This is a genomic window from Myxococcus hansupus (assembly GCF_000280925.3).
In the GTDB taxonomy this organism is placed as follows: domain Bacteria; phylum Myxococcota; class Myxococcia; order Myxococcales; family Myxococcaceae; genus Myxococcus; species Myxococcus hansupus.
Map to the genome: position 1 here is coordinate 3,763,251 of NZ_CP012109.1, position 13,551 is coordinate 3,776,801.

7 protein-coding genes are annotated in these 13,551 nt (G+C 68.8%); 3 read left to right on the plus strand and 4 right to left on the minus strand.

The features are described 5' to 3' along the window. Positions 1-8 precede the first annotated feature (8 nt). Together A176_RS14585 and A176_RS14590 are read left to right on the plus strand one after the other, a co-directional pair. On the plus strand, positions 9-2,336 hold the full coding sequence (locus A176_RS14585; RefSeq protein ID WP_002640327.1) for a fimbria/pilus outer membrane usher protein: 2,328 nt from the start codon (positions 9-11) through the stop codon (positions 2,334-2,336). Further along, positions 2,323-2,793 (plus strand): Csu type fimbrial protein, encoded by a 471-nt coding sequence (locus A176_RS14590; protein WP_144429545.1) that lies wholly within the window; start codon positions 2,323-2,325, stop codon positions 2,791-2,793. Before A176_RS14585 ends, A176_RS14590 begins: the two co-directional genes overlap by 14 nt. Before the next feature lie 24 nt (positions 2,794-2,817). Here A176_RS14590 and A176_RS14595 read toward each other — a convergent pair whose 3' ends face one another. The 4 genes from A176_RS14595 to A176_RS14610 all read right to left on the minus strand — a co-directional run bounded on the left by A176_RS14595 (position 2,818) and on the right by A176_RS14610 (position 12,051). Continuing rightward, positions 2,818-6,321 (minus strand): pyruvate carboxylase, encoded by a 3,504-nt coding sequence (locus A176_RS14595; RefSeq protein ID WP_002640325.1) that lies wholly within the window; start codon positions 6,319-6,321, stop codon positions 2,818-2,820. Between the two features lie 96 nt (positions 6,322-6,417). Then, positions 6,418-7,683: an MFS transporter gene (locus tag A176_RS14600; RefSeq protein WP_002640324.1), complete on the minus strand. Its 1,266-nt coding sequence runs from the start codon at positions 7,681-7,683 to the stop codon at positions 6,418-6,420. A gap of 87 nt (positions 7,684-7,770) precedes the next feature. Continuing rightward, positions 7,771-10,365: a response regulator gene (locus A176_RS14605; protein ID WP_002640323.1), complete on the minus strand. Its 2,595-nt coding sequence runs from the start codon at positions 10,363-10,365 to the stop codon at positions 7,771-7,773. Positions 10,366-10,944: 579 nt separating this feature from the next. Continuing rightward, positions 10,945-12,051: an isopenicillin N synthase family dioxygenase gene (locus tag A176_RS14610; protein ID WP_002640322.1), complete on the minus strand. Its 1,107-nt coding sequence runs from the start codon at positions 12,049-12,051 to the stop codon at positions 10,945-10,947. A 196-nt stretch (positions 12,052-12,247) separates the two neighbouring features. Between A176_RS14610 and A176_RS14615 the strand changes: the two genes are divergently transcribed. Continuing rightward, a complete protein-coding gene (locus tag A176_RS14615) occupies positions 12,248-13,528 on the plus strand; it encodes a dicarboxylate/amino acid:cation symporter (RefSeq protein ID WP_002640321.1) in 1,281 nt (426 codons plus the stop codon). Positions 13,529-13,551 lie beyond the last annotated feature (23 nt).

Consider the following 13,551-nt stretch of genomic DNA (forward strand, 5'->3'; position numbering starts at 1 on the left):
GACGAGTAGTGACCCGTGCGCCCGCGCGCGCGGTGTTGGCCTTGTCGCTGTCGCTGGGACCCCTCCCAGCGGCGGCGCAGGAGTCGGCGGGAAACCCCTCCGCGCCGCCCATGCCCATCGTCGCGGACTTCACCCTCAACGGTGTTCCCCGTGGCGCCACCTTTCCCATGCTCCGGGACGGAGACGTGCTGCTCCCGGCGGACTCGCTCGAGGCCTATGGGGTGGACCTGGTGGCGCTGGGAGGTCGCCAGGAAGTCTTCGAGGGAAAGACATACATCTCCGCCCGCTCCCTGGAGCCCCGCGGGCGTTGTGACATGGACGAGCGGACCGTCAGCCTCGTGTGCGAACTGCCGGCCTCCGTCTTCTCCGCGACCCGCATCAACCTGGGCCCACAAGTGCCCGGGGACTATCAGGTGCGCGGCAGCCCCAGCGGCTTCGTCAACTACGCCGCGCACGCCCGCAACACCGCGCTGACCTTCTTCGGTGAGGCGGGGGCGTCCGTGGGCCGGGGATTGTTGACGACGCAGGCGCGGTGGCGGCCCGGCACGGTGCCCCTGCGCGGCCTTTCGCAGCTCTCCCTGGACTTCCCCAAGCACATGGTGCGCGCCATCGCCGGCGAGGCCACGGCGTTTGGCGGGGTGCTGGGCGGCGGCGCGGTGGTGGCGGGCTTCCACCTGGTGCGCTCGTTCGAGCTGAATCCCTACTTCATCCGCAATCCCATGCAGGACTACGCGGGTGACGTGGACACGCCTTCCACGTTGGAGGTCTACGTCAACAACCACCTGGTGCGGCGCACCGAGCTGCCACCGGGCCCGTTCCGCCTGGAGAACCTCACGGTGCCTCGGGGCGAGGGCAACACGCGCTACGTCATCCGGGACGCCTTCGGCCGCACCCGCGAGGTGAATGATTCGTACTACCTCAGCGGCCAGCAGCTCTCCCCGGGCGTGGCGGACTTCCGCTTCTCCGCGGGCGTCGAGCGAGAGTCGCTCCACCTCCACAACTTCGACTACGGCCGTCCGATGTTGCTGGGAAATGCCCGCCTGGGCCTCACGTCCTGGCTGACGCCGGGGGTCCGCCTGGAGATGGCCCCCAACATGGTCAGCACCGGCGCCTTGCAGCTCATCCAGCTTCCCTTCGGTGAGCTGGAGCTGTCGCAGGCCATCAGCCGCAGCGAGAGCCGCACGGGCCTGGCGGCGGGCATCGTCTACTCATTGCAGCGCCGCTGGGTGGGTGGCTCGTTGTTTGGCCGGGGCATGAACGAGTCGTACACCCACACCAGCCTCAAGCTGGATGACGACCACCCCATCGTGGAGACGGGCGGCTCGCTCTTCGTCGCGCTGGGGCAGGACGTCAACGTGGGGGGGCAGGCCATGTTGTCGCGCTACCAGCAGGCGGGGTGGACGACGTGGCTGGGGGCCACCACCTCGGCGCGCCTGACGGACCGGACGACGCTGTCCTTCGCCGCGAACCGCAGCAAGTCCATGAGTGGCGACTCCGCGGTGGAGGGCATGGTGTACCTGAACGCCATCTTCGATGCCCGGACCACGGCCACGTTGGGCCACTCCCAGGGCCTGCGCGGGGAGGGCACCACGTCGGCGGACCTCGCGCGCTCGGTGCCCATGGAAGGGGGCCTGGGCTACCAGGTGCAGGGCCAGGTGGGGCGGGCGGACCGGGCCATGGGGCGGGCCGACTACGACAGCAACGTGGGACGTGTGTCGGCCGGCGCGGAGTGGTTCGAAGGGCGCGTCTCCGGCATGGGCGAGGTCGCCGGCGGCCTGGTCTTCATTGGCGGACGCGTGCGTCCCACCCGCGCGGTGGACCAGGGCTTCGCGCTGGTGCGCGTGAAGGGGGTTCAAGGCGTGGGCGTGCGGTTGAACCACCACGAAATCGGCCAGACGGACGCGGACGGTGAGCTGGTGGTGACGCGGCTGCAGTCCTACAACGCCAACCACCTCTCGCTGGCGGACAACCAGGTGCCCTTGGACGTCTACATCCCGTCCACGGAGCAGACGGTGGCCACGTACCAGCGCGGCGGCGTCGTGCTCGACTTCAAGACGCAGACGGTGCGCGCGTACCGGGGCAAGGTGACCATCGACTCGCAGGAGGACACGCGCTGGTTGTCCTATGGCGAGATTCGCGTGGAGAAGGATGGAGAGAAGTGGGCTTCGCCCATTGGATGGAATGGTGAGTTCGAATTGGTGGGGCTGCCCGAAGGCCGCCTTCCGGCGACAGTCGTCTACCCCAAGGGCCGCTGCGCGACCTCGCTGGAGGTCCCGTCCCTCGAGGGCAAGGTCATCGACCTGGGAACCGTGAGGTGCGTCCATGATGCGAAATAGCGCGACGCGAGCGGCGGCGCTCGCGGTGGTGGGGGCCTGTGGCTTGCTCCCGGGGCTGGCGGGCGCGGTCTGCCAGATTCGCACCACGCAGGCGGTGGCCTTCGGGACCTATCTCTCCACGGATGTGCTTCCCCGGGACTCGGTGGGGAACATCATCTTCCGGTGCGAGGGGCAGATCACCCCCATCTACATCGACATCAGCACCGGTGGCGGCGGCGCCTTCGCGGCGCGCAGCATGGCGGGGCCGGGGTCGCCCCGGCTGCGGTACAACCTCTACCGGGACGCGACGCGGCTGCTCGTCTGGGGCAACGGTTCGTCGGGGACGGTGCGCTACGGGCCGTTCCTCCCCGTCTTCGGAGAGGACACGACCATCCCCATCTACGGCCGCATCTTCTCGCAGCAGTCGGTGCCCGCGGGGGCCTACTCCGACACGCTGGTGATGACGGTGACCTTCTGAAGGCCACCGCCACCCACCGCGCGGCTACTTCAGCACCACCAGCAGGTCGCCCCCCTGGACGGCGGCCTTGAGCGCCGGGATGACCTCCTCCACGGTGCCCGTCCTGGGCGCGCGCACCACCGTCTCCATCTTCATCGCCTCCAGGGTGACGAGCGGTGCGCCCGTCTCCACCGCGTCGCCCACCTTGACGTGCACGGTGATGACGGTGCCCGGCATGCTGGCGGCCACGTGGTTCGGGTTGGCGCGGTCCGCCTGACGGCGCGCCTCCACGGTGGTGGCCCGGCCGCGGTCCCTCACCTGGACGGTGCGGTTGTGGCCGTTGAGGGCGAAGTAGACGGTGCGCACGCCTTCCTCGTCCGGCTCGCCCACCGCGGACAGGCTGATGACCAACGTCTTGCCGGGCTCCAGCTCCACCCAGATCTCCTGGCCCACCTCCATGCCGTAGAAGTAGTTGGGCGTGTCGAGGATGGAGACGTCCTCGTAGCGGGCGAGGTCCTCCAGGTAGCCCGACATGACGCGCGGGTAGAGCGCGCTGGAGATGGCGTCCACGCGGGTGAGGGCATGGCCTGTCTTGTTGGACAGCTCGCGCTGGAGCGCGTCCAGGTCCAGCGGAGGCATGCTGGCGGAAGGGCGGCCCTCCACGCGCGGCAGGCCCTTGAGCACGGCGGCGCGCAGGTCCTCGGGGAAGCCGTTGGGCGGCTGGCCCAGCTCGCCGCGGAAGTAGCCCACCACGCTGGTGGGGAAGTCCAGGCGCGGCGCCTGTTCAATCAACTTCTGGCGGGTGAGCGCCGCAGCCTCCGCCAGCGTGGTGGCCCGCACCAGGAGGTCGTTCTTGAGCAGGAAGATGGCGAAGTCACCCACCATCTTCGAGGACGGCGTCACCTTGGGAATGTCTCCCACCAGCACGTTGACCAGCGCGAAGGCGTCCTTCACGTCGTTCCAGCGCCCCAGCAGTCCCATCTCCGCCACCTGCGGGCGGAGGTTGGAGTACTGACCGCCGGGAATCTCGTGGTAGTACACCTCGCTGGTCGTGCTCTTGAGGCCGCTCTCGAAGGGGGCGTAGTACTCGCGCACGTCCTCCCAGTAGTTCGCCAGCGGCTGGAGCCTCGCGTTGGCCAGGCCCGTCTCGCGGGGGTGACCGCGCAGGGCGCTCACCAGCGCGTTGAAGCTGGGCTGGCTCGTCAGGCCGGCCATGCTGCCCAGCGCCACGTCCACCACGTGCACGCCGTGCTCGATGGCCTCCAGGTAGGCGGCGACGCCATTGCCGGACGTGTCGTGCATGTGCAGGTGGATGGGCAGCCGCGTCACCTCGCGCAGCCGCTGCACCAGCATGGCGGCGGCGCGGGGACGCAGCAGGCCCGCCATGTCCTTGATGCACAGGAAGTGCGCGCCGGAGTCTTCAATGCGCCGCGCCAGGTCCGCGTAGTAGTCCAGCGTGTACCGGGTGCGCTTGGGGTTGGCGACGTCGCCCGTGTAGCAGATGGCCACCTCCGCCACCTTGCCCGTCGTCAGCACGCGGCGGATGGAGACCTCCATGCTGCCCAAATCGTTGAGGCTGTCGAAGATGCGGAACACATCCACGCCGGCCTCGGCCGCCTCGTCGATGAAGGCCTCCACCACGTTGTCCGGGTAGCTGGTGTAGCCCACCGCGTTCGCGCCGCGCAGGAGCATCTGCTGGAGCAGGTTGGGCGCGGCGGCCTTGAGCGCGCGCAGGCGGGCCCACGGGTCTTCATTGAGGAAGCGGTACGCGGTGTCGAAGGTGGCGCCGCCCCAGCTCTCCAGGCTGAACAGCTCCGAGGCGAGGTGCGCGGTGGCGGGCGCCACGCGGAGGATGTCGCGGGTGCGCATGCGCGTGGCCAGGTGGGACTGGTGCGCGTCCCGCATGGTGGTGTCCGTCAGCAGCACGCGCTTCTGGGCCAGCACCCAGTCCGCCAGCCCGCGCGGGCCCTTCTCCGCCAGAATCTGCGCGGTGCCCCGGGGCACGGGCCCGGGCGGCGTCACCGGCAGTCGGGGCTCCAGGAACTGCGTGGGCTTGAGCCGCTGCGGCTTCTTGATGGTGGGGTGGCCGTTGACGGTGACGTCGCCCAGGTACTGGAGCAGCTTGGTGGCGCGGTCGCGGCGGGGCTCCAGGTGGAACAGCTCCGGCGTCTCGTCGATGAAGCGCGTGTACGTCTCACCCTGCTGGAAGGCGGGGTGGGACAGGACGTTCTCCAGGAAGGGCAGGTTCGTCTTCACGCCGCGGATGCGGAACTCGCGCAGCGCGCGCTGGCCCTTCATCACCGCGCCCTGGAACGTGGGCGCGTAGGCGATGACCTTCACCAGCATGGAGTCGTAGTAGGGCGAGATGACGGCGTTCGTGTAGCCGTTGGAGCCATCCAGCCGGATGCCGAAGCCGGTGGCCGCGCGCCAGGCGGTGATGATGCCCGCGTCTGGCATGAACTGATTGGCCGGGTCCTCGGTGGTGACGCGGAGCTGCACCGCGTAGCCGCGGGGCACCACGTCCTCCTGGCGGGAGATGCCCACCTCGGGCGCGTCCAGCCGGGAGCCTTCCGCGATGCGAATCTGGCTCTGCACCAGGTCCACGCCCGTCACCTGCTCGGTGACGGTGTGCTCCACCTGGAGCCGGGCGTTGCACTCGATGAAGTAGAAGGCGTCGTTCGCCACCAGGAACTCGGCGGTGCCCGCGCTGGTGTAGCCGGCCTTCCGGGCCAGCCGCACCGCCGCCTCGCAGATGGCCTCCTTCACCGCCGGCGCCAGGTTGGGGGCGGGGGCGATCTCGATGACCTTCTGGTGGCGCCGCTGCACGGAGCAGTCGCGCTCGTGCAGGTGGACGATGTTGCCGTGCAGGTCGCCCAGCAACTGCACCTCGATGTGCCGCACCCGCTCCAGGAAGCGCTCCAGGAACACCGCCGCCGAGCCGAAGGCGCTCTTCGCCTCCGAGCGCGCGGAGGCCAGCGCGTCCTCCAGGTCCTTGGCCTCGCGCACCACGCGCATGCCGCGCCCGCCGCCGCCGTGGGCCGCCTTCACCAGGATGGGGCCGCCATGCTTCGTGAAGAAGTCGCGGGCCTGGGCCAGGACGTGGGCGTCGTCGCCCTCCAGCGTCACGCCGGGGACGACGGGGACCCCCACGGCTTCGGCCAGGTGCTTCGCGGCGACCTTGTCGCCCATGGTGCGGACCACGTCCGAGCGCGGCCCGATGAAGCGGATGCCGCGCCGCTCACAGGCCTCGGCGAAGGCGGCGTTCTCCGACAGGAAGCCGTAGCCGGGGTGGATGGCGTCCACGCCGGCCTTCTGGGCCACGTCGAGGATTTCGTCGATGCCCAGGTACGCTTCCACGGGCCGCTTGCCCCGGCCCACGAGGTACGCCTCGTCGGCCTTGTGGCGGTGCTCGTGGGTGCGGTCCTCGTCGCTGTAGATGGCGACGGTGCGGATGCCCAGTTCGTTGCAGGCGCGGAAGACGCGGATGGCAATCTCACCGCGGTTGGCGCAAAGGACCTTCTGGATGGGACGGTGCGTCATCTGTTCCATGATCGCGCTGTAGGCCTCCCACGGGCCCTGGGGCAATGGCCCGCGGGAGGAACGTCCACTTCAGTGCGCGGCGCGGCGTGCGCGGCGCACGGGGCGTCAGGTGCTGGACTGCGAGGTCTGCGGGGCCGTCTCCGGGCCGGTGGCCGTCTCCTCGAAATCCAGGTCGCGGTGGAACGTCTCCTCCAGGCGGGTGAGGGCGATGAGCGCCAGGCCGAAGCAGACGCTGCCGACGACGATGGCCGCGGTGGCCACGGACATCTCGCCCTTGAGGTAGGCGAAGCCGCTGGCCGCGAGCGCCGCCGAGCCGCGCACGAAGTTGGGGACGGTGGTGGCCACGGTGCCGCGGATGTTGGTGCCGAACTGCTCGGCGGCCATGGTGACGAGCACGGCCCAGTAGCCCACGGTGATGCCAATGAGGAAGCTGAGGACGTACACCATGGTGCTGGTGAGCCCCGGCGTCAGGCCGTAGACGAGCATCAGCGAGAAGCCCGCGATGAGGTTGATGGCCACGGCGCGCTTGCGGCTCTTGAGCCACTGGCTGAAGACGCCGGCCAGCAGGTCGCCCAGCGTCAGGCCAATGGAGCCGTAGAGGATGGCGTTGCCGGCCGTCACCGTGCCCTGGACGTTGAGGCCGGCGGTGAGCTCGGGCGCGAAGGTGAAGAGGATGCCCGTGGTGAAGTAGATGGGCACGCCAATCAGGATGCAGCAGATGTATTTGAGGAACCGGCCGCCGGTGAGCAGCAGCAGCGGGTTGGCGCGTGACGGGTCCGTCTTCTTCTGGAACAGCTCCGACTCGGACACCTTGAAGCGCGCGAAGAGCAGCGCGATGCCCATGAAGCCGCCGGTGAGGTAGGCCGTCTTCCAGTACAGGTGCTGACCGACGAAGGCCGCGGCGACGATGCCGAGCATGCCCAGCGTGGCGACGATGGTGGTGCCCAGGCCGCGCTTCTCCTTGGGCAGGGACTCCGCGACCAGGGTGATGGCCGCGCCCAGCTCGCCCGCCAGGCCCACGCCGCCCAGGAACCGGAAGACGGCGTAGCTGGTGACGTCCCAGGCGAAGGCGTTGGCCAGATTCGCGAACGAGTAGAGCAGGATGGAGCCGAACATCACCGAGAGACGCCCGCGCTTGTCGGCGAGCACGCCCCACAGCAGGCCGCCCACCATCATGCCCACCATCTGCGCGTTGTAGATGAGCAGGCCGCTCTGGAGGATTTCGGCCGGGTCCGTGATGCCAATGTCCTTCAGCGAGGCGACACGCACCACGCCGAACAGCGTGATGTCGAAGAGGTCGACGAAGTAGCCGAGCCCGGCCACCAGCACGGTCAGGTTGAGGACCGAGCGGAGCTCTCTCAGGAATTTCATGCGCTGATTAACGGCGTTTGTCGCGCGCGGAGCAAGCGCCCCTTGCGCCTTGTCCGCATGACGCAGTGCATGAACCTGAATTCACCTTCATACGGTGGCCTGGGCCAGCGCCTGCTCGAGCTGGGTGATGCCGTAGGGCTTGGGCAGCAGGATGGCGCCCGCGAGCGCGCTGGTGTCGTCCTTGTCCAGGTTGTTGCCGTGCCCCGACGCGATGATGACGCGCAGCGAGGGGGCGTCCTGGAGCGCCTGGCGGGCCAGCTCGATGCCGGACTGGCCAGGCAGGCTCACGTCGGTGAAGAGCAGGTCGTACGTGCGCGAGGCCAGCAGGGGCGTGGCCTGCTCCGCGCTGGTGACGGCCGTCACGGTATGGCCCAAGGTCTCCAGCAGCTCGCACGCGGGCAACAGGATGTTCTCGTCGTCCTCCACGAGGAGGATTCGCAGTGACACCCGCTCCACGGCGGGTGTCGACACCGGCGGTGGCGTCAGGCGGGGCGGGTTCATGGCCTCGCGTTCGGTGATGCGCTGCTGCCGCGCGGCGAGCAACTGGCGGATCTTCCGCGCCAGGTCCTCGCGCCGGTAGGGCTTGCTCAGCAGTTGAACGCCGGGGTCCAACCGGCCGCCATGGACGATGGCGTTCTCCGTGTAGCCGGAGGTGAAGAGCACCTCCAGGTCCGGGGAGAGCGCCTTGGCCTGCCGCGCCAGCTCGGGGCTTCGCACCGGGCCGGGCATCACCACGTCGGTGAAGAGCAGGTCAATGGGGATGCCGCTCTGGATGACGGCGAGCGCGCTCTGGCCGTCGGACGCCTTGAGCACGCGGTAGCCCAGCTCCGTGAGCATCTCCACGGCGGTGGCGCGCACCTCCGCGTCGTCCTCGACCACGAGCAGCGTCTCGGAGCCGCCCTCGACGGGTTCGTTGATGACCTCGGCGCGGGGCATCTCCACCTGGAGCGAGCGGGGGAGGTAGATCTTGATGGTCGTCCCGTGGCCGACCTCGCTGTAGATCTTCACGTGGCCGCCGGTCTGCTTGACGAAGCCATACACCATGCTCAGGCCCAGGCCCGTGCCCCGGCCCTCGGGCTTGGTGGTGAAGAACGGTTCGAAGGCCCGCTCCAGCACTTCTGCCGACATGCCGCAGCCGGTGTCGGAGATGGCCAGCAACACATACTGGCCGGCGGTCACGTCCGCGTGGAGCTGGCTGTAGTGGTCATCCAGCATGGCGTTGCCGGCCTCGAGCGTCAGCTTGCCCTGGCCCTCCATGGCGTCGCGCGCGTTGATGGCCAGGTTGAGGATGACGTTCTCGAGCTGGTTCGGGTCGACGAAGGTGTTCCAGAGCCCGCCGCCGATGATGGTCTCCAGCTCCACGTCCTCGCCGAGCGCTCGGCGGAGCAGGTCGTCCATGCCACGCACCAGCCGCCCCAGGCTGATGACCGTCGGGTTGAGCGGCTGTCGCCGGGCGAACGCGAGGAGCTGCGAGGAGAGCCGTGCCCCGCGCTCCACCGCGCCAATGGCGGTGGTCAACCGGCGCTGGGCCTGGGTGTTGTCCCCCACGTCGCGCAGCAGGAGCTGGAGGTTGCCGCCAATGACCTGGAGCAGGTTGTTGAAGTCGTGCGCCACGCCGCCGGTGAGCTTGCCCACCGCTTCCATCTTCTGCGCCTGTCGCAGCGCCGCTTCCGTCTGCCGCCGCTCGGTCTCGCTCTCCTCGAGCGCGCGGGTCCGTTCGCGGACGAGGTCCTCCAGGTGGTCCTTGTACTGGCGCAGCTCGTCCTGGGCGCGCTTCTGCTCGGTGATGTCGTGGCCCTGGACGAAGATGCCGGTGATGGCGCCGTCCGGCTCGATGATGGGTTGATACACGAGGTCGACGTGGCTCTCCGCGAGCGTGTCGTCCGGCGTCCGCTGCAGGAACACCCGCATGCCGCGGCCCACGAAGGCCTCACCGGTGGTGAAGACGCGGTCGAGCAGCTCGAAGTAGCCCTGGCCGTCCACCTCCGGCAGGGCGTCCCGGATGGCCTTGCCCAGGATGGGGCGGTGGCCGACGAGCTGCTGGTAGGCCGTGTTGGCCAGCTCGAAGACGTGCTCCTTGCCGCGCAGGAAGCACATGAAGCTGGGCGCCTGTTCGAACAGGCGGCGGAGGTGGCGCCGCTCCAGGTCCAGGCTCCGGTTGGCCTCCTGCACCTGCTGGGCCCGCTGGAACACGCCGGCTTCCATCTGCGCGGGCTGCGACGCGCCGGGCTCGGGCGCCGTCGTCCCGGTGGCCGCGCGGACGGCCTCCTGGAGCCGCTGCAGTTCGGTGACGTCGACGGTGTGCTGGAGGATGTAGGCCACGTCGCCCTTGGCATCCAAGAGGGGGATGTGGGTGGCGCTCCAGTACCGGTGCTCGGTGACGACGCCCGCGTCGGTGTTCCGGGGGACCCGGTAGGGAATCAGCGCGAGGATGTCCGGGCTCCGCTGCGCCAGCACCCGGAGGAAGGACTCGCGGAGTTGCAGCGTGTTGGCGTTGTCGGGGTTCTCCGGGTCGTTCGGGAACACCTCGAAGACGTATCGCCCCAGGAGCGAGTCCAACGTACTGGCGGTGATGCGGAGGTACGCATCGTTGGCCGCGACGTACCGCAGGTCGCGGTCGAGCAGCATGTACGGGTTGGGGGAGGCGTCGAAGAGCGTCTTGAAGTCGATGGTGTTGTTCATCGTGCGGCGAAGCTCCTCACCTCGGTGCGCGGGTCACGCAGGCGGGCAGGCAGGCCGGGCTACCCTTGACGGGTCTACCGGCTGTTCGCCATTGGCTCGGACGCGCGGCCAGTACGGCTGTCGCACAGGCGACATATCCCACCGCAGGGCAGGACAGCGTCAACCTGCGACACCTGTCGCGATGTTCCAAGCGCTAGAAATGAAGTGTCGTGCCTACATGAACGAACCTTCAGTCATTTTTTGCTGAGGTTTTGGCCAGGCGGTCGGCAGGTCGCTTGCCAGGCAGATGGGCGAGCATGTGCGCCGGAGGTGTCATGCCTACATGAACACGTCATCAGTGGTTTTTGGGGCCCCCATGGCTTCGTCTTGGGACCCGAAACGGTCGCCTGGACCCTCCCATGCCTACATGAAATCATTTTCAGTGATTTCAGGCGCCGCAATGACAGGACTCTGCCTTTGATATGTGAAATCAATGACTGACAGGCAAAGGCAGACGTTTGTATGTGTTTTATTGTCTGTCTTTGCGCCGCGGACACGCGAGGCCCCCGTGTCGCTGGGGCCTCGGATCACGACGGCGAACTACGCGCCAGCGCGCTGACGGTTCAGCCGGTCGTAGTGGCGGTACCCGAGCTTGTCGAGCGCGCTCGCGGGCGCCAGCCCGATGTCCACCAGCGTCTTGATGTCATACGTCCCCGCGAGCACGGGCGGGGCGTAGTTCCGGATGGCCTCGGGGCCGCGGAACTTCTCCAGCGGGAACAGCACCGTGTTGGTGTGCACGTGCATGAAGTGCGCGGCCGACTGACGCTGCCATCCCGACACGCCCGGGGCGGTGATGACGTGGGGGGTGGCGAGGAAGGTGCCGCCCGTGAGGATTTCGAGCTGCTGGCCCACCTGCGCGACGATGCATCCCGCGGGCGCGGTCCCACGGACCTGGAGGCCGTTGGGCGCCTCGGGCGTCGCGCGCGTGCGCAGGTACAGGCCGCTCTTGTTGTCGGGGCCCGGCGCCGCGCCGCCGTTGGGGTCCAGGAAGCGTCCCCCGGGGAGCAGGGTGAGCAGGTTGAAGTCCGTGTGCTCCTCGCCCCAGACGATGGAGGTGTTCACCTGCGCATCGGTGAGGGGCAGGTACTGGAGCGCGCGGGTGACGTGGGCGCCGCGCTCGCACAGCTCGGAGAAGAGGTTGCCCGGCAGACCCAGCGCGATGGCGGAGCCCCGGAGCAGCTTCAGGCCGGCTTCGTGGAGCGAGCGGCCCAGCGTCATCAGGCCGTCCTCGAAGTAGGCCGGCGCGTTCTGGGGCCACACGTTCTCCGGGTACAGCTCCGGGAACTCGAGCGCGGACTGCGGGTCATTGGGGTAGGGCGCGGCGAAGTAGCACTCCTTGAAGTCCGGCTGGCCGTTGCCGGCGACCGCGACCTCGGTGTTCGGAGGCGTCCAACCCCGCTGGTACCAGATGTCGGCACGGCCGTAGGGCTTCTTCTCCTCGGCGGGCTTCGCGATGAACGCGCCAAAGGCGTCGTAGAACCGGTTCAGCGCCTGGGTGTCGACGCCGTGGTTCTTCACGTACACGAGACCAAAAACGCCAAAGGCCTCGCGGATCGCCGCGGCAGCGCGCTCGACGCGAGCGGAGTCATCCGACGCGAGGTCGGCGAGGTCGACAGTGGGGATGTTGAGCGAAGAGGTCTCGGCCATGGTGGGCCCTGGTGTACCGCTCCCCGGGAATAAATGGGAGGCCCTGATGTGCTTGGGGGCCCCTTCCGGGCGCTCCGGGACGAGGCAAAACGGGGATCCCGGGTGCCGTTCACACCCAGCGCAAAATCTGCGCTTCCCCCTGCGCGCCCCGGGGAGGGGAGTTATCGTCCGCCGCCCGACGCCACGAGGTCCCCCCGTGAAGAAGCTGGTCTCCGCCTGGTTCCGCATCCCCTTCTGGCAGCGCGTCCTGGGGGCTTTCGTGCTCGGCGCCGTGGCGGGCTGGCTCGTGGGCGAGCCGGCGGGCCCTTGGTTCCAGCCGCTGGGGACGCTCTACGTCAACCTCATCAAGATGATCGCCACGCCGCTGGTGTTCTTCGCGGTGATGAACGCGGTGGCGGCGCTCCACGGGCAGAAGAGCGTGGCGGCGCTGGGCGGAAAGACATTCCTCTGGTTCGCCATCACCGCCGCGCTGGCCGTGGGGGTGGGGCTGGCTGTCGCGACGTTCCTGCAGCCCGGCGTGGGCGTGGGGCAGCTCGTGGCCATGGAGTCCTTCAAGCCGAAGGACGTGCCCGGCCCCATCCAGGTGCTGCTGGATGTGGTCCCCACCAACCCGTTCGCCGCGCTGGCGGGTGGGAAGATCCTCCAGGTCATCTTCTTCGCCGCGCTGCTGGGCTTCGCGCTGGTGAAGCTGGGCGAGAAGACGGCCCGGTTGCGCGAGCTGGTCCGCGAGGCCAGTGACGCGATGATTCAAGTCACGCGCTTCGTGCTGGAGCTCACGCCGCTGGGGACCTTCGGGCTCATCGCGGCGCTGGTGGGGACCTATGGCTTCGAGCGCCTGCTGCCCTTGGGCAAGCTCGTGTTCGCGCTGTACCTGGCGTGCGCGCTGCACATCGTCTTCGTCTACGGCGGGCTGCTGCTGACGCACGGACTCAACCCGCTGCGCTTCTTCCGAGGCGCAGCGCCGGGCATGCAGGTGGCGTTCGTCAGCGCGTCCAGCTTCGCGTCCATGCCGGTGGCCATCCGCGCGGTGACGCACAACCTGGGCGTCAACAAGGACTACGCGTCCTTCGCGGTGCCGCTGGGCGCGAGCATCAAGATGGACGGCTGTGGTGCCATCTATCCGGCCATCGCGTCGCTCTTCGTGGCGCAGTACTTCGGCTTGGAGCTGTCCGCGTCGCAGTACTTCATCATCCTGTTGGCGTCGGTGCTGGGCAGCTTCGGCACCGCGGGCGTGCCCGGGACGGCGGTGGTGATGGCCACGGTGGTGCTCAGCTCCGCGGGGTTGCCGCTGGAGGGCCTGGGCTACCTGCTGGCCATCGACCGCATCCTCGACATGATGCGCACCATGACGAACGTCACGGGGCAGATGCTGGTGCCGGTGCTGGTGGCGCGCGAGGAGGGGCTGCTCGATATCGCCGTGTACGACCGGGCCTCCACCAACGTCGCCTTGGACGAGGACGTGGCCAAGGCTGAATAGTCCGGCTGCGCCTCCAGGGCATT